This window comes from Aurantimonas marianensis (assembly GCF_024195285.1).
GTDB lineage: Bacteria > Pseudomonadota > Alphaproteobacteria > Rhizobiales > Rhizobiaceae > Aurantimonas > Aurantimonas marianensis.
Genome location: NZ_JALHBS010000009.1, coordinates 67,979 through 89,234 on the forward strand (window position 1 = coordinate 67,979; position 21,256 = coordinate 89,234).

The 21,256-nt window shown below is 66.0% G+C and carries 17 protein-coding genes and 1 pseudogene; 12 read left to right on the plus strand and 6 right to left on the minus strand.

From position 1 onward, the window contains the following. Nucleotides 1-34: 34 nt before the first annotated feature. From lptB to lptC, 3 genes are all read right to left on the minus strand, one after another. Nucleotides 35-739: an LPS export ABC transporter ATP-binding protein gene (lptB, locus tag MJ956_RS01950; protein ID WP_253962825.1), complete on the minus strand. Its 705-nt coding sequence runs from the start codon at nt 737-739 to the stop codon at nt 35-37. A gap of 172 nt (nt 740-911) precedes the next feature. Beyond that, nucleotides 912-1,505 (minus strand): lipopolysaccharide transport periplasmic protein LptA, encoded by a 594-nt coding sequence (gene lptA, locus MJ956_RS01955; RefSeq protein WP_253962796.1) that lies wholly within the window; start codon nt 1,503-1,505, stop codon nt 912-914. Between the two features lie 3 nt (nt 1,506-1,508). Then, a complete protein-coding gene (gene lptC, locus MJ956_RS01960; protein WP_253962797.1) occupies nt 1,509-2,186 on the minus strand; it encodes an LPS export ABC transporter periplasmic protein LptC in 678 nt (225 codons plus the stop codon). A 259-nt stretch (nt 2,187-2,445) separates the two neighbouring features. Between lptC and sppA the strand changes: the two genes are divergently transcribed. The 3 genes from sppA to MJ956_RS01975 all read left to right on the plus strand — a co-directional run bounded on the left by sppA (nt 2,446) and on the right by MJ956_RS01975 (nt 4,324). Further along, nucleotides 2,446-3,429, plus strand: coding sequence for a signal peptide peptidase SppA (sppA, locus tag MJ956_RS01965; protein ID WP_253962798.1), 984 nt, complete (start codon nt 2,446-2,448; stop codon nt 3,427-3,429). Between the two features lie 98 nt (nt 3,430-3,527). Beyond that, nucleotides 3,528-3,809 (plus strand): integration host factor subunit beta, encoded by a 282-nt coding sequence (locus MJ956_RS01970; RefSeq protein ID WP_253962799.1) that lies wholly within the window; start codon nt 3,528-3,530, stop codon nt 3,807-3,809. Nucleotides 3,810-3,940: 131 nt separating this feature from the next. After that, nucleotides 3,941-4,324: a lipopolysaccharide assembly protein LapA domain-containing protein gene (locus tag MJ956_RS01975; RefSeq protein WP_253962800.1), complete on the plus strand. Its 384-nt coding sequence runs from the start codon at nt 3,941-3,943 to the stop codon at nt 4,322-4,324. 157 nt (nt 4,325-4,481) lie between these two features. On the opposite strand, the gene MJ956_RS01980 is transcribed toward MJ956_RS01975, so the two are convergent. Then, nucleotides 4,482-4,958: an SRPBCC family protein gene (locus MJ956_RS01980; protein ID WP_253962801.1), complete on the minus strand. Its 477-nt coding sequence runs from the start codon at nt 4,956-4,958 to the stop codon at nt 4,482-4,484. Between the two features lie 144 nt (nt 4,959-5,102). Here MJ956_RS01980 and MJ956_RS01985 point away from each other — a divergent pair, with 144 nt between their 5' ends. From MJ956_RS01985 to olsB, 5 genes and pseudogenes are all read left to right on the plus strand, one after another. Continuing rightward, entirely contained in the window at nt 5,103-6,200 is a 1,098-nt protein-coding gene (locus tag MJ956_RS01985) for a class I SAM-dependent methyltransferase (protein WP_253962802.1), read from the plus strand. After that, on the plus strand, nt 6,193-7,071 hold the full coding sequence (locus tag MJ956_RS01990; protein WP_253962803.1) for a TrmH family RNA methyltransferase: 879 nt from the start codon (nt 6,193-6,195) through the stop codon (nt 7,069-7,071). Before MJ956_RS01985 ends, MJ956_RS01990 begins: the two co-directional genes overlap by 8 nt. Further along, nucleotides 7,068-7,571: pseudogene (lspA, locus tag MJ956_RS01995) on the plus strand (signal peptidase II). Before MJ956_RS01990 ends, lspA begins: the two are co-directional and overlap by 4 nt. A 48-nt stretch (nt 7,572-7,619) precedes the next feature. Then, nucleotides 7,620-8,612 (plus strand): acrylyl-CoA reductase (NADPH), encoded by a 993-nt coding sequence (acuI, locus tag MJ956_RS02000; RefSeq protein WP_253962804.1) that lies wholly within the window; start codon nt 7,620-7,622, stop codon nt 8,610-8,612. A gap of 127 nt (nt 8,613-8,739) precedes the next feature. After that, nucleotides 8,740-9,663, plus strand: coding sequence for a l-ornithine N(alpha)-acyltransferase (gene olsB / locus MJ956_RS02005; RefSeq protein WP_423724780.1), 924 nt, complete (start codon nt 8,740-8,742; stop codon nt 9,661-9,663). Between the two features lie 75 nt (nt 9,664-9,738). Here the strand turns inward: olsB and MJ956_RS02010 are convergent, their stop codons facing one another. Both MJ956_RS02010 and MJ956_RS02015 read right to left on the minus strand, forming a co-directional pair. After that, a complete protein-coding gene (locus tag MJ956_RS02010) occupies nt 9,739-10,020 on the minus strand; it encodes a DUF1236 domain-containing protein (RefSeq protein WP_253962805.1) in 282 nt (93 codons plus the stop codon). Nucleotides 10,021-10,168: 148 nt separating this feature from the next. Beyond that, nucleotides 10,169-12,451 (minus strand): NADP-dependent malic enzyme, encoded by a 2,283-nt coding sequence (locus MJ956_RS02015; RefSeq protein ID WP_253962806.1) that lies wholly within the window; start codon nt 12,449-12,451, stop codon nt 10,169-10,171. 146 nt (nt 12,452-12,597) lie between these two features. On the opposite strand from MJ956_RS02015, the gene mutS reads away from it, so the two are divergent. The 4 genes from mutS to trpS all read left to right on the plus strand — a co-directional run bounded on the left by mutS (nt 12,598) and on the right by trpS (nt 21,226). Then, entirely contained in the window at nt 12,598-15,291 is a 2,694-nt protein-coding gene (mutS, locus tag MJ956_RS02020; protein ID WP_253962807.1) for a DNA mismatch repair protein MutS, read from the plus strand. Nucleotides 15,292-15,581: 290 nt separating this feature from the next. Then, nucleotides 15,582-18,443, plus strand: a complete 2,862-nt coding sequence (locus MJ956_RS02025) for a [protein-PII] uridylyltransferase (protein WP_253962827.1) — start codon at nt 15,582-15,584, stop codon at nt 18,441-18,443. Next, a complete protein-coding gene (gene murJ / locus MJ956_RS02030; protein WP_253962808.1) occupies nt 18,440-20,050 on the plus strand; it encodes a murein biosynthesis integral membrane protein MurJ in 1,611 nt (536 codons plus the stop codon). The genes MJ956_RS02025 and murJ overlap by 4 nt, the downstream gene beginning before the upstream one ends. A 108-nt stretch (nt 20,051-20,158) precedes the next feature. After that, on the plus strand, nt 20,159-21,226 hold the full coding sequence (trpS, locus tag MJ956_RS02035; protein ID WP_253962809.1) for a tryptophan--tRNA ligase: 1,068 nt from the start codon (nt 20,159-20,161) through the stop codon (nt 21,224-21,226). The last annotated feature ends 30 nt before the right edge of the window (nt 21,227-21,256 follow it).

Here is a 21,256-nt window from a genome sequence, read left to right on the forward strand (position 1 = left end):
TTTGTCAATCGCCCTGCGGCGACGCGGCCGTGGTTCAGAAGCTGAATTCGTCGCCCAGATAGAAGCGGCGCACATCGGGGTTGTCGACGATCTCTTGAGGACGGCCGTGGGTGAGGACGGCGCCGGCGTGCATGATATAGGCGCGGTCGATCAGCCCCAGCGTCTCGCGGACGTTGTGATCGGTGATCAGAACGCCGATGCCCCGCTTGGTCAGGTGCCGGACCAGGCCCTGGATATCCGCGACGGCGATGGGGTCGACGCCGGCGAAGGGTTCGTCGAGCAGCATGAAGGTCGGCTTGGAGGCCAGCGCGCGCGCGATCTCGCAGCGCCGGCGCTCGCCGCCGGACAGCGATGTCGAGGCCTGCTTGCGCAGATGATCGATGTGAAACTCCTCGAGCAGCGCCGTGAGCTCGCGCTCGCGGACCGCGCGATCGGGCTCGACCACCTCCAGAACGGCGCGAATGTTGTCCTCGACCGACAGGCCGCGGAAGATCGAGGCCTCCTGCGGAAGATAACCGATCCCCAGTCGTGAGCGCCGGTACATGGGGACGCCGGTGATGTCGTGACCGTCGAGCACGATACGGCCGGCGTCGACGGGAACGAGGCCGGTGATCATGTAGAAGCAGGTAGTCTTGCCGGCACCGTTCGGACCGAGCAGGCCAACGGCTTCGCCTCGGCGCACGCCGAGCCGCACATCGTCGACGACCCGCCGGCCCCGGTAGGTCTTGGTGAGCCCCACGGCATAAAGCGTCCCGGCCGCGTCGTGGGGACGCTCCCGACCCTCGCCCTCGGGACCGGAGACTCCGTCGCCCTCGGCGGGCGAGCGGCGTCGAATCTGCGCCGACGTCCCGGATTCGGCGATCGTTTGAAACTTCACGCGTTCGACCTCAATGGCTCGTCCAATTGCTGCACTACTTGTCCGGCGTCAGCATCATTCGCACCCGGCCGCCACCGACGCCATTGCCGCAATCGGTACTTTCGAGGCGCGCGAGGCCGGTCTGCATCTGGATGGTCAGGCGGCACCCTTCGGCAACGTTCTGACCTTGGGAAAGAACGACGTTTCCGGTCATCACGACCACTTCGCTTTTCATGTCGAACGACGCCTTGTCGGCGGTCGCGACCTGATCGGCGGACTTTACATAGACCTTCTCGCTCGCCTCCAGACGCTCGATCTGGCTGGAACCGCCCGGAAGCGCGCTGGTGCCGGTTCTTTCGCCGGCCGTCCCGTCCTGCGCCTTGGTGTAGGAAACCACGAGCTTGCCGGTCCGTAGTTCCGTCTCGCCCTGCGACACCTGGACATTGCCGGTAAAGGTGGCGACCGCCTTGTTGTCGTCGACATCGAGCTGGTTCGACTCGATGGAAATCGGTTGGTCGCCGTTGAGCTGGAGGCCGGTGAAGCTATCACCGAGCCCTTGCTGCTGCGCCGGCACGGGCATGGCAAGGGTGAGGCTGGCGAAGAGGGCGGCACAGAAAGGCACTGCGCGGCCGATGATTGACGATCGCATATCTTACTCGTTTCTCGAGGCTTGTTCTTGAATATCGGAGGATTGGCCCGGGTTGAGAACCATTTTGACGCGGCCGCCGAAGGAGAGGAGCTTGCCTCCCTCCGACACCGTGAGCGTATCCGAGCGGACCGTCTGGTCCGGGGTGTCGATCGCGACGGGCCCCTCGCCGTTGAGGGTTCCTTTGGCCAGGTCGATGTCGGCCGCCGCCAGATTGATCGAGATACCGCTCGTCGTCTTGACGGTGATTCCGTCGCGAAGGAGCAGTTTCTGAGTGGCTTGATCGTAATTGCCCGATTCCGCCGTGATATCGGCGGTGGTCTCGTCATTGACGGAGACGGTGGCCGTCACCTTTTCCAGATCGACGCCGCCGCCGTTGAGCGATTGGATGGCGCGCTCGGCGAGCAGATCGTAGGGCCGATTGTTGCTGTCGAGTCCCGACATGCGTGGCGACTCCATCACCACCCGGCCGTCGGCGATCGACGTGTTGGCGACGGAAACATTGTCCGGCAGGCTGCGCGACAGCCACGTCACCGCAACGCCGAAGGCGACGATCAGCGCGGCGACCGCCGGCAGGCCGATCTTCAGCACCCGCACGAGGCGCGAGTGCCGCCGCGCCCGCGCGAATTCCCGCTCGGTCCGCGCGCTCCCGCCATGTCCGCCCGGACTCGCCGGCGAGGCCATCAGCCGGGCTCTGCGCCTTCCGGTTGCGTTCGTCTCCACCGTCAATCGGGTCCTCTCGGTTCTGGTCCGGTGCGTCGATGCCGACGACGCGCCTTTTCCCGGATTTGCGGCGATCCGACAGCAATACGGGCTTTTTGCGTCAAAGCCAAAAACTTGCCTTAAATTCTTGACCCCCGGGAATGAATGATTCGTGTGGCTTCACAGAACGCGCGGTTCCGGCTAACCCTCCCGGGAACCCCGCAACACCTGGGAGCCGTCCATGTCCGGAACCGCCGAGGACTTGATCGATCGCCGTCGGCTGCGCCGCAAACTGAGCTTCTGGCGGGTGGCGGCAGTGGTTTTCGCGGCGCTCGCCGTCCTGGGCATCGCCCTTTTTTCCAGCGTCGGCGGCCGATCCGCGTTTTCGACGCGCGATCAGATCGCCCGTGTCGCGATCGAGGGCCTCATCACCGAAGACCAGGAACTTCTCGACCTTCTGGAAAAGGTCAAGGACGAAGCCGCGGTGAAGGCAGTCGTGCTGCGGATCGATTCGCCGGGCGGGACGACCGTCGGCGGCGAGGCTCTCTACGAGGCGGTGCGCGCGATCGCCGCGGTCAAGCCGGTGGCCGCGGAGGTAGGAACGCTCGCGGCCTCCGCCGGCTACATGATCGCCTCCGGCGCCGATCACATCGTCGCCCGGCGAACCTCCATCGTCGGCTCCATCGGGGTGATCTTCCAATATGTCGACGCCTCCCAGCTGCTCGACACCATCGGCGTCGATGTCAACGCGATCAAATCCTCTCCGCTCAAGGCCGAGCCCTCGCCCTTCGCGCCGGCGCCGGAGGCGGCCAAGGCGATGATCCGCCGCCTGATCATGGATACCTACGAATGGTTCGTCGCGCTGGTCGCCGAGCGGCGCGGCATGAGTCTCGCCGAGGCGCGCGTGCTCGCCGACGGCTCGATCTTCACCGGCAGCCAGGGGCTCGAGCGCAACCTGGTGGACGCGTTGGGAGGCGAAGCCGAGGTGCGGCGCTGGCTGGAAGATGATCGCGGGGTAAGGAAGGGTCTCAAGATCGTCGATCGGGAGCCTGAGGAGGAGGGCTATGTGTCGTTGTTCGCGACGGCCAGGACCATGCTTTTCAGGGGCTTCGGCCTCGATCCTCGTGCCGCTTCGCTTGAAACGGCGCTTTTGCGCAAGGTCGGCCACCTTGACGGCATGGTGTCGCTCTGGCAGCCTTTGGATGAGCGGGCGCCGCTTCGGTGAAGTCGTGGAAATATTTGACATTTCCTATTGTCGAAGAGGGCGCGGCGAAGGGCCGGCGGTTTGAGCCACCGGTCCGCATAACAGGAGGGGAACATCGCTTGATCAAGTCCGAACTCGTGCAGGCGATCGCCAGCCGCAACCCCCACCTTTATCAGCGTGACGTCGAGACGATCGTCAAGGCGATCTTCGATGAAATCACAGAGGCGTTGTGCGACTCCAATCGGGTCGAATTGCGCGGCTTCGGGGCGTTTTCCGTGAAGAATCGCCCACCCCGTTCGGGCCGCAATCCCCGCACCGGCGAAGCGGTCGAGGTCGAGGAGAAATGGGTTCCGTTCTTTAAGGCGGGCAAGGAACTGCGCGAGCGGCTCAACGACAATTGAGGCAGGCATCGACCGCGCCGACCGCCGGATGATTGACGCGCCCGGTTCCGTGCCCATTTTCAAACCATGACACGGTACGCGGCCGCCGTTGATAGGGCGCTGCGGCCAATAGAAGTCCGAGGCGCAGGCGCATGCTTTCGAAAATACTCTCACTGATCATTCTGGTTCCGCTGGCGGTCTTGCTAGTCGTCTTCAGCGTCGCCAACCGCCAGTCGATCCCGGTTTCGCTCGATCCGATCGGCTCGATGCCGCAGCTCGCCTTCGAGGCGCCGCTGTTCGTTCTCTTGATGGGGTCGGTGATCATCGGTGTCGTGCTCGGCGGGATCGGCACCTGGGTGACCCAGTCGCATTACCGGCGCAAGTCCTGGAAGCGCAAATACGAGGTTGAGAAGCTGCGGCGCGAGACCGAGGAGAACAAGGCCAAGCTCCGCCAGATTCAGGAAGAGCGCGACCGAGCCTCCTATGGGCAGGGCACCTCGACCTCGCCGGCGCTGGCTACTTCGCGGGCCGCATAGGCCCGTCCGCCGCGCACGCCGGGCGGCATCGCAACCCCGCGGATCTGTCGACGCCGCGGCGTGAGACGATCAAAGGGCTCGCCCCGTCATCGTAGCGAGCCCTGTGTTTTGCGTTTTCGCCATTCCGCGCCTCATCACCAAGGCGCTTCCGGCGTCTTCAGACGGATTCCGTCGTTCCCTCGGCCCCGGCCGCGCCGCCCGACACCTTCTCGGCGAAACAGTCGAAGAACTGTCCGGCGAGCTTCTTGGCGGTCGAAACGATCAACCGCCCGCCGAGCTGGGCGATCTTGCCGCCGACCTGGGCCTGGACGTCATAGGTGAGGATGGTGTCTCCGCCGTCCTCGGCCAGATGCACGTCGGCGCCGCCCTTGGCGAAGCCGGCAATGCCGCCCTTTCCCTCGCCGACGATCGAATAGCTTTCCGGCGCGTTGATGTTCTCGAGCCGGACTTCGCCGGCGAATTTTGCCTTGACCGGGCCGACCTTGGTGACGACCGTCGCCGCCATCTCGTTCTCACCCGTCATTTCGAGACTTTGGCAGCCCGGAATGCAGGCGCGAAGAACGTCCGGGTCATTGAGCGCGGCCCAGACCTTTTCACGCGGCGCCGGCAATCGATATTCGCCTTTCAGATCCATGCTGATCCTCCCTGTTCGGCGAGCGCGCGAGTCCCGGCGCCCGCAATAGGTTGCCCGCGACTTGCTGCACGTTTTCGCTGGCTTTGCCAAGCCGCCATGGAACCGGTAAGGAGCCCCTGAACCACGCTAGCAGGGAGTTTCGCCTTGGCGCGAACGCGGCGGCCCAACCACAAGACGGTCACGAAACCGGCTCGGACGGCTTCCCGCAAGCACGAGGCGGACCGGTCGGAGCGCGCGCATCGAGGCGGTGGCGAACAGCTCAAGGTTAGCAGCCGATCTGGCGAGCCTCCGACGCGGTTGACGCTACCTGAGCGAACGGGGATGCGCCCGGTTGAACTGGGGCCGCTGATCCTCACCGTCGAGCCCACGCGCGATTACGCGCTGGTCGATTCAGGCGGCGGCGAGAAGCTGGAGCGCTACGGACCGCTGCTGGTTCGCCGGCCGGAAAACCAGGCGATCTGGCAACCGCGTCTGAAGCCGGATGAGTGGTGGTGGGCCGATGCGGTGTTTACCGGCGACGTCGACGAGGAAGGCACCGGCCGCTGGCGCTTTCCTCATGCACCGCTCGGCGAAACATGGCCGCTGGTCCATGACGGACTGTCCTATCAGGGCCGGTTCACCTCCTTCCGCCATGTCGGCGTGTTCCCCGAGCAGGCGGCGCACTGGTCTTATGCCGAGGCCGCGATCCGCGCCGCGAGCCAAAAGACAAACAACCCGGTGCGGGTTCTCAATCTTTTCGGCTACACCGGCATCGCGTCGCTCATCGCCGCCCGCGCCGGCGCCGCGGTCTCCCATGTCGATGCCTCCAAGAAGGCGGTGGGCTGGGCGCGGGAGAACCAGGAGATGGCGGGGCTCGGCGCGCGTCCGATCCGCTGGATCTGCGAGGATGCGATCCGCTATGTGGAGCGTGAGGTCAAACGCGGCAGCCGCTATGACGCGATCCTGCTCGACCCGCCGAAATTCGGCCGGGGTCCGACAGGCGAGGTCTGGCAGCTCTTCGACGATCTGCCCTATCTTTTGGGTCTTGTCCGTGAACTCCTGTCGGATCGGCCGCTGTTCGTGATCCTCACCGCCTATTCGATTCGTGCCTCGTTCTACGCCCTGTCGGCGCTCATGGGCGAGGGCTTGCGCGGGCTCGGCGGAACCTTGCAATCGGGCGAACTCGTCATCCGCGAAGCCGGCGACGAGCCGCGCCTTCTGTCGACGTCCCTTTTTTCGCGCTGGAGCGCCGACCATGTCTGATCGTTCTCCGCCGGCCTCGGGCGCCGACCGCCGGCCTGGATTCGCGCCGACGCGTGCGCCCGGCCGGGTCAAGGAGGTGTCCAGCATCTCCAACCCGATCATCAAGGATATTCGTGCGCTGGCGCAAAAGCGGCACCGTGACGAGACCGGTCTGTTCCTCGCCGAAGGGCTGAAGCTGGTGATCGACGCGCTCGACGCCGGCTGGGAAATCCAGACCCTGATCGTCGCCAAGGCCGAGATCGGCCAGGAACTGTTGGCGAAAACGGCGGCGCGTACCGTGTCGCTCGGCGCCGACCTCGTCGAGGCAAGCGCCAAGGTGCTGGAAGCCATCACCCGTCGCGACAACCCCCAGAACGCGGTCGGTGTCTTCCGCCGCCGGCTGGTGCCGCTCGCGCGGCTGGATCTGAGCGGCACCAACGTTGTGGTGGCGCTGGACCGGGTCCGCGATCCGGGCAATCTCGGCACCGTGCTGCGCACCGCCGACGCGGCCGGAGCCTCCGGCATCGTGCTGATCGGCGACACGGTCGACCCGTTCTCGCTCGAAACCGTCCGCGCGACGATGGGCTCGATCTTCTCGGTACCGCTGGCGCGGGCGAGCGAGGCCGAATTCCTCGAATGGCGCAAGCGCTTCAAGGGCCTGGTCGCGGGAACCCACATGGAGGGGGCGATCGACTATCGCAAACCCGATTACGGTGCCGGGGCGACGGTACTGTTGATGGGCAACGAGCAGGCCGGCCTGACCGACCGGCTCACACATGCCTGCGACGTCCTGGTACGGATACCGCAGGCGGGACGCGCCGACAGTTTGAATCTCGCCGTCGCCACCGGCGTAATGCTGTTCGAAGTGCGCCGGGGAGCGCTCAGCCTGTGATCCGCCCGTTTATCGGTTTCAACGTCCTTCTGGTCGCAGTCGCGGTTATCGCCGATCAGGCGATCAAGGCGCTCGTCGTCGCCAAGATGGCTCTTGGCGAGGCGATCGAGGGGCTGCCTTTCCTTGCGCTCTATCATGCCCGCAACACCGGTATCGCCTTTTCGATGTTCGCCGGGTTCGGCGATGTCGGGCTGTCGCTTCTGTCCGCGTTCGTTCTCGTGATCGTCCTTTAACTCTGGGTGAAAACGCCGGCCGAACGGCGGCTCCTTCATCTCGGTCTGGCGATCATCGTCGGCGGCGCGATTGGCAACCTCATCGATCGTGTCCGTCTCGGCTATGTCGTCGACTACATCTACTTTCATACGCCGGTCTGGGATTTCGCCGTCTTCAACCTGGCCGACGCCTTCATCACCGTGGGCGCCGTCGTGATCCTCGTCGAGGAGTTCATCCTGGCGCCCCGCCGTGGAAGGGTCGCCGAGGTCGGCGAAACCCGGGATTGATCTCGCCGGTTCCCGCCCTCAGTCGAATGTCAGAAGGGGAGTAATGCAATGAGCGAGACGTTTCGGGCGATCCTGGTATCGCGGGACGAGCAGAAGAAGCAGTCGGTGGATGTCGTGGTGATGGCGCCGGACGATCTGATGGACGGTGACGTCGACGTCGCCGTCGAGGCGACGACGGTCAATTACAAGGATGGCCTCGCCATCACCGGCAAGGCGCCGGTCGTGCGCCGCTGGCCGTTGATCCCGGGTATCGATCTGGCGGGGACGGTGATCCGCTCGACCCACGCCGACTGGAAGACGGGCGACAAGGTCGTCCTGAATGGCTGGGGCGTCGGCGAGACCCATTACGGCGCCTATGCCGGCCGCGCCCGGCTGAACGGCGACTGGCTGGTGCCGCTGCCCGAGCGCTTTTCGCCGAAGGACGCCATGGCGATCGGCACCGCCGGCTACACGGCGATGCTGTGCGTGCTGGCGCTGGAAAAGGCGGGCATCGGGCCTGATCGGGGGCCGGTGATCGTGACCGGCGCTTCCGGCGGCGTCGGCTCGGTCGCGACGGCGATCCTGTCGAAGCTCGGCTGGCATGTCATTGCCTCCACCGGCCGGCCGGATGAAGCCGGCTGGCTGACCGATCTCGGCGCCGCCGAAATCATCGATCGCGCCGAACTCTCCGAGCCCGGCAAGCCGCTGGCCAAGGAGCGCTGGGCGGCGGGAGTGGACGCGGTCGGCAGCCACACCTTGGCGAACGTCCTCGCCGCGACCTCCTATGGCGGCGCCGTCGCCTGTTGCGGGCTCGCCCAGGGCATGGACCTTCCGGCTTCGGTCGCCCCGTTCATTCTGCGTGGGGTGTCGCTGTTCGGCATCGATTCGGTGATGGCGCCGAAACCCCGGCGGCTGGAGGCATGGCGCCGGCTTGCGCAGGACCTTGAGCCCGAGAAGTTACGGTCGATCGCAACCGAGATCACCTTCGATGGTATCCTCGACGCCGCCAGGGACATCGTCGACGGCAAAATCCGCGGTCGCGTCGTCGTCGACATGACCTGAACCAACCATAGTCCAGGACGTTGTCCGTTTGTGGCACTTGCGCGATAGTGGTCGCGGGTCGGTCACAAATTCTTCGCCGGAGATCGCTAAGGCACGGCGGTGCGGGGCTGGCCGGACGGAGGGCGCGATGATCGGACAGGACACGAGGCAGGCGCAGCGGATCGACGCGGCGGGGACGAGGCCTTCGGCCGTCGTCGGTCCGCCAGCGGTACCGGCGAAGCTGCGCCACCTGGCCCGGCGATTCAACCCGATGTCGCCAGTGCTCGGGCGGATCGGCCAGCTCGAAGTCCGCCTGGCGCGCCGACCCGCCGAGGTACGCGCTTCGCAGGAGCTGCGCTATCACGTTTTCTACGAGGAAATGAGCGCCCAGCCCTCGACGCTGCAAAAGATGACCAGGCGGGACCGGGACGGCTTCGATCGCTATTGCGACCACCTTCTGGTTCTCGATCACAGCCACGGCGGCCCGATCGACAATCGCATCGTCGGAACCTACCGGCTGCTGCGCGGCGAGATGGCCGCGCTCGCCGGCGGCTTCTATACCGCCCAGGAATTCGACATCGCACCAATGCTCGCCCGTCACCAGGGTACGCGGTTTTTGGAGCTCGGACGCTCCTGCGTCCTCAAGGACTATCGCGGCAAGCGCACCGTCGAACTGCTCTGGCAGGGTATATGGAGCTATGTGCTCCGCCACGACATCGACGTCTTGTTCGGCTGTGCGTCGCTGGCGGGAACCGATCCAGAGGCGCTGGCCGTGCCGCTGGCCTTCTTGCGACAGAACGCGCCGGCGCCGGCGGAGTGGCGCGTGCGCGCCAGGGAGGAGCGGGGGATCTTCCCTCCGGACCCGCCCCGCGATGTCGACGCGCGCCGGGCGCTTGCGGCGCTGCCGCCGCTGCTCAAAGGCTATTTGCGGCTTGGTGGCTATATCGGCGAAGGCGCGGTCGTCGACCATCAGTTCGGCACGACGGACGTTCTCGTGGTACTGCCGCGGGCCAACATCAATCCGCGCTATATCGGCCATTATGGCGCCGACGCCGGCCGCTTCGCCGCCTGAGCGGACAGACGCGTTGAGGTGACGGCTCCGCGGCGGCTCTCGGACGGCTTCCCGTCCCTGCTCCCGCCGGCCTTGTTACTGGCCGATCCGCACGATGCTCCGGGTCTTCAGATCGACCAGCACCGGTTCGCCATCGTAGTAGAAATAGACCAGGTTCGAATTGCCCGGAACCTGTTGCAGCGCCACCGTATCCGGAACGGAATCGCCGAGTTGCGGCACCGTCGGCAATTGCGCGTTGTCGGACGGGTTGTCGGCAGCGTACTGCAGGACGATGACCTTCTCGTCGGCGCCCTGGGCGGACGCCGCCATGGTCAGCGCGAATGTCGATAGTGCGACGATCAGGGCGGTTCTCAGCATGGGACACTTTCTCGTACGATGGGCCGCCTCGGCCGGGAGGCACGCCGTTATCCTTGACACAGCATCGATGAACGGAAGCTGACGACACTCACATGGTTCTTCGCGGCCCCGGCGACAACAGCCTCGCGTCGTCCGCGTCGTCCGCGGCTCACCCGATGGCGTCATAGGCGGCGATCGCCGCCCTGTTGACGAGGTCGGAATCCTTGGCGCCGAGCGCGACGATCTGCACCGGCTTTTCCAGCCCGACCAGCAGCGGACCGACGACCGTCGAGCCGCCCAGTTCCTGCAGCATCTTCGTGGCGATCGAGGCGGAATGGAAGGCCGGCATCACCAGGACGTTGGCGGGGCCGGAAAGCCGGCAGAACGGGTATTGCTCCATGATTTCCGCATTGAGCGCGACGTCGGCGTTCATTTCGCCGTCATATTCGAAATCGACTTCCAGCCCGTCGAGGATGCGGACCGCCTCCTGCACCTTTTGCGCCCGCTCGCCCGGCGGATTGCCGAAGGTGGAGTAGGCGAGCATCGCGACGCGCGGCTCATAGCCGAGCTTGCGGGCCATCGCCGCCGCCTCGATCGCGATGTCGGCGAGTTCCTGGGCGTTCGGCATGTCGTGCACGGCCGTGTCGGCGACCAGCACCGTGCGCCCGCGGCACAGGACGACCGAGACGCCGATCATCGTGTGCCCCGGCTTGACGTCGAGCACCCGGCCGACATCCTGCAGCACCGTCTGGTAGTTGCGCGTGACGCCCGAGACCATGGCGTCGGCATCGCCCATGGCGACCATGGCGCTGGCGAAGAGATTGCGGTCGTTGCGCATCATCCGGACGCAGTCGCGGTGCAGATAGCCTTTTCGCTGGAGGCGCGAGTAGAGCAGCTCGGTGTAATCGTCGACCCGGTCGGAAAGCCGCGCATTGACCAGCTCGAGGCCCGGCCTGTCGAGATCGATGCCGGCCTCCCTCGCGGTCTCGCGCATCTCCGCGTCGCGGCCCAGCAGGATGGCGGTGCCCAGATTCTGGTTCACATAGGCAACGGCCGCCCGCATCACCTGCGGCTCCTCGCCCTCGGCGAAGACCATCCGCTTGGGCTCGCGGCGCACGCCGTCGAAGATGCGCTGCAGTGTCGAGGCGATGGGGTCGCGCCGCGAGCGCAGTTCCCTGTCATAGGCGTCGAAATCGGTGATTGCCCGTCGCGCGACGCCGGTCTCCATCGCCGCCTTTGCCACCGCCCGCGGGATCGCCGAGATCAGCCGCGGATCGAACGGGACCGGGATGATGTAGTTCGGTCCGAATTGCGGCCGCTGGCCGCGATAGGCCGCGACCACGTCATCGGGCACGTCCTCGCGGGCGAGGGCGGCGAGCGCCTCGGCGGCGGCGGCCTTCATCGCCTCGTTGATCGTCGTCGCGCGCACGTCGAGCGCGCCGCGGAAGATATAGGGAAAGCCGAGGACGTTGTTGACCTGGTTGGGATAGTCCGAGCGCCCGGTCGCCATGATCGCGTCGGCGCGGATCTCCGCCACTTCCTCGGGCGTGATCTCCGGATCGGGATTGGCCATGGCGAAGATGATCGGATTCGGCGCCATTGACGCAATCATCTCGGGCGTGAACGCGCCCTTGGCCGACAGGCCGAAGACGACATCGGCCCCATCCATGGCATCCGCCAGGGTCCGCCGGTCGGTGTCGACAGCGTGGGCGGACTTCCACTGGTTCATGCCGGCCTCGCGGCCGCGATGGATGACGCCGCGTGTGTCGCAGACGATGATGTTCTCCGCCGAAAAGCCCATCGCCTTCATCAGGTCGATACAGGCGATCGAGGCGGCGCCCGCGCCGTTGACGACCAGCTTGGTGGAGGCGAGATCGCGGCCGGTGAGGTGCAGCGCGTTGATCAGGCCCGCGATGGCGATGATCGCCGTGCCGTGCTGGTCGTCGTGAAACACGGGAATGTCCATCGCCGCGCGCAGCCGCTCCTCGATGACGAAGCAGTCGGGTGCCTTGATGTCTTCCAGATTGATGCCGCCGAAGGAGGGGCCGAGCAGCCGCACGCAATTGACGAAGTCATCGACATTTTCGGTGTCGATCTCCAGGTCGATGGAATCGACGTCGGCGAAGCGCTTGAACAGCACCGCCTTGCCCTCCATCACCGGCTTGGAGGCCAGCGCGCCGAGATTGCCGAGGCCGAGGATCGCCGTGCCGTTGGAGATGACGGCGACCATGTTGCCGCGCGCCGTGTAGTCGAATGCCTTGTCCGGATCGTTCGCGATGGCGCGCACCGGCACGGCGACGCCGGGCGAATAGGCGAGCGACAGGTCGCGCTGGGTCGCCATCGGCTTGGTGGCGTTGACCTCCAGCTTTCCAGGCCGCCCCGAGGAATGGAAACTCAGTGCCTCATCGTCCGAAACGGACGGCCTTCGTTGCCCTGTCGTGCGCTGATCCATGCTTTCCCCCTGTTTATTGTCTTCGTCTCCCCTTCCATCGCGGTAGCCGCAAAGCTAAGCGGAGGGGAGCTTGTATGGTTGGCCGCGTTCGTCCGCATACCGGGCGACCGGCCGCCCAGTTTGAACGAAAGAGACCGATCCGCGCAATGACGGCCGACAAGGACGCCGCCCCGACGCCGATGATGGCGCAGTATATCGAGATCAAGGCGGCCAATCCGGACTGCCTGCTGTTCTATCGCATGGGCGATTTCTACGAGCTGTTCTTCGACGATGCGGCGGAAGCCTCGCGGACCCTCGGCATCACGCTGACCAAGCGGGGCAAGCATCTCGGCGAGGATATTCCGATGGCCGGCGTGCCGGTGGTCTCGGCGGACGAGTATCTGCAGAAGCTGATCGCCTTCGGCCATCGGGTCGCGGTCTGTGAGCAGGTCGAGGATCCCGCCGAGGCGCGCAAGCGCGGCGCGAAATCGGTGGTGAAGCGCGACGTCGTTCGTCTGGTGACGCCGGGGACGATCACCGAGGAGGCGCTGCTGGAGCCAGGGCGTCCGAACCATCTGATGGCGCTGGCACGGTTGGGGGGGGCCGGCCGCAATGCGGCCTTTGCTCTCGCCTGGACCGATCTGTCGACCGGCAGCTTTCGCCTTGTCGAATCCGACATCGACCGTCTGGCCACCGATATCGCGGCGGTCGAGCCAAGCGAAATCGTCGTCGCCGAGCCGGTGTTCCATGACGAGACGCTGCAGCCGCTGCTGCGCCGCTATGGCCGCGCCGCGCGGCCCGAGCCGCAGGCGCTGTTCGACGGCGCCACGGCCGAGGAAAGGGTCTGCCGTTTCTTCGGTGTGGCGACGCTGGCCGGTTTCGGCGGTTTCTCGCGCGTCGAACTCGCCGCCGCCGCGGCATTGATCGCCTATCTCGGCAAGACCCAGATGGCGGCACGCCCGGCCCTGCAGCGGCCCGAGCGGGTGGTTGCGGGCTCGCTCATGCAGATCGATCCGGCGACCCGCGCCTCGCTGGAATTGACCCGGACGATGTCGGGCAAGCGGCAGGGCAGCCTTTTGTCGACCATCGACCGGACCGTGACCGGCGCGGGCGCCCGGCTTCTGGCCGGCCGGCTCGCGGCCCCGCTGACCGATCCGGCGGCAATCCGGGCCCGGCAGGCGTCGGTCGGCGCTTTCGTCGCGGATATGCCGAACCGCCAGCGCTTGCGCGCGGCTCTCACCGGTCTGCCGGACACCGAGCGCGCGCTGTCGCGGCTTTCGCTCGGCCGTGGCGGTCCGCGCGCCCTCGCGGCGATCCGCGACGGGTTGGAGGCCGGTTTCGCCGTCGCGGCGGCCGCCGATACCGAACTACCGGATGAATTGCGCGATGCCGTCGCGGCGCTCGCCGCGCTACCGCGCTCGTTGCACCAAGCGTTGTCGGAGACGCTCGCCGACCAGGTGCCGCTCATCAAGCGCGACGGCGGCTTCGTGCGCGACGGCGCGATACCGGCTTTGGACGCGGCACGGGCGCTGCGCGAGAATTCGCGCCGGGTGATCGCCGAGTTGCAGGGCCGCTACGCCGCCGAGACCGGGGTGCGCAATCTGAGGATCAAGCACAACAACGTACTTGGCTATTTCGTCGAGGTCGGCGAGGCGCAGGCCAAGGCACTGGCCGGCGAGGACGGCGAGACGCGTTTCATCCATCGCCAGACCCTGGCCTCGGCGATGCGGTTCACCACGAGCGAACTCGGCGAGCTGGAAACAAGGATCGCCGGCGCCGCGACCGAAGCGCTCAGGATCGAGTTGGAGGCCTTCGAGCGCCTCGTCGCCGCCGTCGGTGAGGCGGCGGAGGCGCTGCGGCGCGGCGCCGAGGCGCTGGCGGTGCTCGATGTCTCGACCGCTCTGGCCGAACTCGCCGTCGCCGAGGAATGGACGCCGCCGCATGTCGACGACAGCCTTGCCTTCACCGTCGAGGGCGGCCGCCATCCCGTGGTCGAAGCGGCGCTGAAGGCGGGTTCGGGCGAGCCGTTCGTTTCCAATGACTGCGACCTGTCGCCGCCAGGCGCAAGTCGGGACGGCTTCGGCGCGATCTGGCTGCTCACCGGCCCGAACATGGGGGGCAAATCCACCTTTCTGCGCCAGAATGCCCTGATCGCGGTTCTGGCCCAGATCGGCTCCTGCGTACCGGCGACGCGCGCCCATCTCGGCGTCGTCGACCGGCTGTTCAGCCGGGTCGGCGCCTCGGACGACCACGCCGAGGGCCGCTCGACCTTCATGGTCGAGATGGTCGAAACCGCCGCGATCCTCAATCAGGCCGGCGAACGGGCTCTGGTCATTCTGGACGAGATCGGCCGGGGCACGGCGACCTATGACGGCCTGTCGATCGCGTTCGCCGCGGTCGAGCCTCTGCACGAGGTCAATCACTGCCGGGCGCTGTTCGCCACCCACTTCCACGAAATGACGGCGCTCGCGGCGCGGCTGACCCGGATGCGCAACGCGACCATGCGGGTAAAGGAGTGGGAGGGTGAGGTCGTCTTCCTGCACGAGGTCACGGCCGGCGTGGCCGATCGGTCCTACGGCATTCAGGTGGCCAAGCTGGCCGGCCTGCCCGCCAAGGCCGTCGAGCGCGCCCGGCAGGTGCTGGCCGAACTCGAACGCGGCGAACAGGGCGAGAAGCGGACCGCCTTCGTCGATGATCTGCCGCTGTTTTCGGCCGTCGCACAGCGTGTCGAAACGCCGGCCCCCGAAGCTCACGATAAACTTCGCGATGCGCTCGCCGCGCTTGATCCCGACAGCCTGTCGCCGCGCGAGGCGCTCGAAGCGCTCTATTCGCTGACGGCGCTCCTCCGCGCGTCGCGATGACAAGCGGCGGACCATCCCGCTTGGCGGGGCAGGACGGTTGGGTGGACGCGTTCGAGCCCCGGCGGGTTCGCCGCTGACCCGGCGGAGGCGACGGCCGCGCTCTCGTGCGGCTTCCGGGCAAAGCGTCATCCGCCTCCGCCGATGGCCCCTTTTTTCGGTCAAGGTCGATGCATCGGCAACGTGACGCGCACGCGTGGGCGGAAGCCATGGCGAGTTTTCTCGCAAGGGGTCCGCGAATGGGTTATAGGCTTCGCGGCCGAAGCGAATAAGCAGCAGGACCGCATATGACCATGCTCGAGGCCAGCCCTGCCCAGTCGAGCCCGCCGCTATTTGTCGAGACCGGCGAACAGGTGCCGCTGGACGGCATCCTCGATGTCGCGATGCTGCGATCGGGGCTTGCGGCGATCGCGGAAAGAGACTCCTCCGGTGGTGCTTCGACGGCCGCGCGGGCAGAGGTTCTGGCGCTGCTGAAGGACGCCGTCCGCCACGGTCGGACGCGTATCGAGGCGATGCTGTTCGAGGATGGCGGCGGCCTCCTGTGCGCCCAGCGGCTCGCCTCGTTGCAGGACGCGGTGATCCGGGAGATCCATGACTTCGCCCTGCGCCATGTGTTTCCCTCGGCGAATCTGTCCTCCGGCGAGCGGATGGCGATCCTGGCGGTCGGCGGTTACGGACGCGGCACGCTGGCTCCAGGGTCCGACATCGATCTGTTGTTTCTGTTACCCTACAAGCAGACCGCGCTCGGCGAGCAGGTCGCCGAATATCTGCTCTATCTGTTGTGGGATATGGGCTTCAAGGTCGGCCACGCCACCCGCACGGTCGACGAATGCATTCGCCTCGCCCTTTCCGACTTCACCATCCGGACCTCGATTCTGGAACGCTGGCTGATCGCCGGCGCCGAGGATCTGCTGATCGAGCTCGGCCGGCGTTTCGAGGCCGAAGTCGTCGAGGGGACCGGCGAGGAATTCATCGCCGCAAAGCTTGGCGAGCGCTCCGTCCGTCACGCCAAGACAGGCAACACCCGCTATCTGGTCGAGCCGAACGTCAAGGAGGGCAAGGGTGGCCTGCGCGATCTCAACACCCTGTTCTGGATCGCCAAATATCACTACCGGGTGAACTCGACCGAAGCGCTCGTCGAGGCCGGGGTATTCTCGCGGCGCGAGGCGCGGCTGTTCCATAAGGCCGAGGATTTCCTCTGGGCGGTACGCTGTCACATGCATTTCGTCACCGGCAAGGCGGAGGAGCGTCTCTCCTTCGACCTGCAGCCGGAGATCGCCGCGCGCCTCGGTTACAATGCCCATCCGGGGTTGAAGGATGTCGAGCGCTTCATGAAGCACTACTTCCTGATCGCCAAGGACGTCGGCGATCTGACGCGCATATTCTGCGCGGCGCTCGAGGAGCAGCAAGCCAAGACCGCGCCAGGCCTCAGGGGCTTCGTGCGCACCCTTCGCAACCGGGCCAGGAAGATCCCCGGCACGCTCGCCTTCCATGTCGACAACAACCGCATCAACGTCGCCGGGCCGGACGTCTTCCGCGACGATCCGGTGAATCTGATCCGGATTTTCCGGCTCGCGGCACTGCACAAGCTGGAATACCATCCCGACGCGCTCAAGCTGATCCGCCGGTCGATCCGTCTCGTCAACTCGGACCTGCGGAACAACAGTGAGGCCAACAGCCTGTTTCTCGACGTCCTCACCGACCCGACGGATCCCGAACTGCATCTGCGCCGCATGAACGAGGTCGGCGTGCTCGGGCGGTTCATCCCCGACTTCGGCAAGATCGTAGCGATGATGCAGTTCAACATGTACCACCATTACACGGTGGACGAGCATCTCCTGCGCTCGATCGCGGTGCTGTCTCGGCTGGAGCGCGGCGATCTCGCCGACGAGGTTCCGATGTCGACTGGCTTTATCGGCGCTCTGAAGGATCGCACGCCGCTCTACGTCGCGCTGCTTCTTCATGATGTCGCCAAGGGACGGCCGGTGGATCATTCCATCGCCGGCGCGAGGATCGCCCGCCAGTTGTGCCCGCGTCTCGGCCTCGACGAGCGCGAGACTGAGCTCGTCGCCTGGTTGATCGAGGATCACCTGGTGATGTCGATGACCGCGCAGCAGCGCGATCTCAACGACCGCAAGACGATCCTCGATTTCGCCGAGCGGGTGCGCACGCTCGACCGGCTGAAGCTGTTGACCGTGCTCACCGTCTGCGACATCCGCGCGGTCGGACCGGGCGTCTGGAACGGCTGGAAGGGCCAGCTCTTGCGCACCCTTTACATGGAGACCGAACCGACCCTGACCGGCGGTTTCACCCAATCGTCGCGCGGCGAACGGATCAAGCGGGCGCGCGCGGCGCTGGCCGAGCGGCTGGCGGCATGGCCGGCGCCCGAACGGGAGACCTATCTCGATCTGCACTATCCCAATTATTTCCTGACCGCCCCGATCGAGGACCAGGTCCGCCACGCCGAGTTCATCCGGACCGCCAGGGCCGAGCAGCCCCTCTCCACCAGCGTGCGGACCGACAAGTTCCACGAGGTGACCGAGATCATGGTGCTGGCGCCCGATCATCCGCGGCTGTTGTCGCTGCTGGCGGGCGCCTGTGCCGGGGCGGGAGCCAACATCGCCGACGCGCAGATCTTTACGATGTCCGACGGCCGCGCGCTGGATGTGATGGTGCTCAACCGGGAGTTCGCGGCCGACGAGGACGAAATCCGCCGCGCGCAGCGGATCTGCGACAACATCGCCAAGCTGTTGCAGGGTCGCGAGATGCCGGCCAACCTGCTTGCGCACCGCAAGCCCCTGCGCAAGGTGTCTCTGTTCCCGGTCAAGCCGCGGGTCAGCGTCGACAACGACCTCTCGAACCAACTCAGCGTGATCGAGGTCGAGGGGCTGGATCGTCCCGGGCTCCTTTCGGACGTCACCGGCGCGATTTCCGATCTCAATCTCGACATTCGCTCGGCCCATATCTCGACCTATGGCGAAAAGGTCGTCGATGTCTTCTATGTGACCGATCTGATCGGCACCAAAATCACCAGCGAGACGCGGATCGAGCGCATCGAGGCGCGCCTGACGCGGGTTCTGGAAAGCGCCGAGGGCGAAATGTCCTCATCCGTCGTCATGTCATCCCCTCGCGCTTTCGGCATACCGCATCGATGAGCCTCCTTTCCAAGTTTGCTACGGTCGGCGGCGCGACGCTCATCTCCCGCATTTTCGGCTTTGGCCGCGAGATGATGATGGCCTCCGCGCTCGGGGTCGGGCCGGTGGCGGATGCGTTCAATCTCGCCTTCCGCTTCCCCAATCTGTTTCGCCGGCTGTTCGCCGAGGGCGCCTTCAACGCCGCCTTCATCCCGCTGTTCGCGCGTTCGCTGGAGGAAGAGGGCGAGGACGGCGCGAAACGCTTCGCCAGCGAAGTGTTCTCGACGCTGTTCACGATCCTCGTGGCGCTGACCGTCCTGGCGATGATCTTCATGCCCTTCCTGGTCAAGACGATCATCGCGCCGGGCCTTGCGGTCTGCGTCGATGATCCGGCGGCCGGCGGCAACGTGATCTCCTGTGCCGCGCGCTACGACATCACCGTCACCTTCTCGCGCATCATGTTTCCCTATCTCGCCTGCATGTCGCTGATGGCGATGGTGTCCGGCATCCTCAACGCCTTTCGCCGCTTCTTTGCGGCGGCGGTGGCGCCGACGCTTCTGAATTTCATCCTGATCGGCGTCCTTGGCTGGGCGCTGTGGGACGGCGCCGACAAGACGACGATCGGCTTCTTGATGAGCTGGGGAGTCCTGATCGCCGGCTTCGCCCAGCTCGCCATGGTGGTCGTCGCCATGCGCATGGCCGGCTTCAGCGTCGCGCTGCAATGGCCGCGCTGGACCAAGCGGCTGAAGCGGCTGCTGGTGCTTGCCGGACCCGCCGCGCTGATCGGCGGCATCACCCAGATCAATCTTTTCGTCGGCCAGGCGATTGCCTCGTTCAAGCCGGGCGCTGTTTCCACCCTGCAATATGCCGACCGGCCCTATCAATTGCCGCTCGGCATGGTCGGCATCGCCATCGGCGTCGTCCTCCTGCCGGAGCTGGCGCGGGCGCTCAAGGGCGGCCGGCTGCGGGAAGCCCAGCACACCCAGAACCGCAGCCTGGAATTCGCCCTGTTCCTGACGCTCCCGGCCGCCGTTGCCCTGTTCATCATTCCCGAACCGATCATCCGGGTGCTCTATGAGCGCGGCGCCTTCGAGCCGACGGCCACACCGGCGGTGGCAGCGGTTCTCGGGCTTTATGCCCTCGGCCTGCCGGCCTTCGTCATGGCCAAGGTGTTTACGCCCGGCTATTTCGCCCGCGAGGACACGCGGACGCCGATGTACGCGACGCTGATCTCGGCCGGCGCCAACATCGTCCTGTCGCTCGGCCTGTTCTGGCTGATCGCTGAACGCGGCATCGCGCTGGCCACGACCCTTGCCGGCTGGCTGAATGCCGGACTGCTGTTCGCGGGGCTTTATCGAAGGGGCCTGTGGGAAATCGACCGCGAACTGGTGAAGCGTTCGGCGCTGGTGGTGCTCTCGTCGCTGTTGATGGGCGCCGTCCTCGTCCTGGAAATGTTCGAACTCGGCGACTGGCTGCGGCCGCAATCGCCCCTCACCACCCAGATCACCGCGATCCTGATTCTGGTGTCGTCGGCGATGGCGGTCTATTTCGCGCTGGCCCTGGCGACCGGAGCGGCCGACCGCAAGCTGTTTCTGGCGGTGCTGAAGCGCAAGAAGCCGCAGGGGTGACCTTCCCGATGGCGATGCTCGAACCACCCGGCGCTTGATCGCGGCGAGCCTCTCCGCCATAACGCCTCCGATTTCCGACACCGCCGCGATCCCTTGGAGCCGCCGACCATGAGCGACATCACCCCACGCGTCTTCTCCGGCGTGCAGCCGACCGGCAATCTGCATCTCGGCAATTATCTCGGCGCGATCAGGAAATTCGTTGCCCTGCAGGAAAGTCACGCCTGCCTCTATTGCGTCGTCGATCTGCACGCGATCACCGCGCAGCTCGTCCAGGACGATTTGCCGGGCCAGATCCGCTCGATCACCGCGGCCTTCCTCGCCGCCGGGATCGACCCGAAAAAACACATCGTCTTCAACCAGAGCCGTGTTTCCGGCCATGCGGAGCTCGCCTGGATCTTCAACTGCGTCGCTCGCATCGGCTGGATGAACCGGATGACACAGTTCAAGGAAAAGGCCGGCAAGGACCGCGAGAACGCCTCGCTCGGCCTGTTAGCCTATCCGAGTCTGATGGCGGCCGACATCCTGCTGTATCGCGCGACCCATGTGCCGGTCGGCGACGACCAGAAGCAGCATCTGGAACTGACCCGCGACATCGCCGCGAAGTTCAACTTCGACTTTGCCGAACGCATCGAAGCCGCCGGCCTCGCTGTGCCGATCACCGCGGGCGAGGAAAGCACAGAGGGCTATTTCCCGATCACCGAGCCGCTGATCGAGGGACCGGCGACCCGGATCATGAGCCTCAAGGACGGGGCCAAGAAGATGTCGAAGTCGGACCCGTCCGATCTGTCGCGCATCAATCTGACCGACGACGCCGACGCCATCGCCAGGAAGATCCGCAAGGCCAAGACCGATCCCGACGCGTTGCCCTCCGAGTTGGATGGCCTGAAGGAGCGGCCCGAGGCGGACAATCTGGTCGGCATCTTCGCGGCGCTCGCCGAGCGGCCGAAGGCCGATGTTCTGGCCGAATATGGCGGCCGGCAGTTTTCCGAGTTCAAGCCGGCGCTGGCCGATCTCGCCGTCGGCATCCTCGCGCCGATCAGCGCCGAGATGCGCCGTTATCTCGCCGATCCGTCGCATATCGACGCTGTGCTGAAGGATGGCGCCGAGCGCGCCGGCGCCATCGCCGACGCGACGATGAAGGACGTCAAGGACATCGTCGGCTTTCTGCGCGATTGATCCGCGGGCTGACGATCTCTCGCGCTTCCA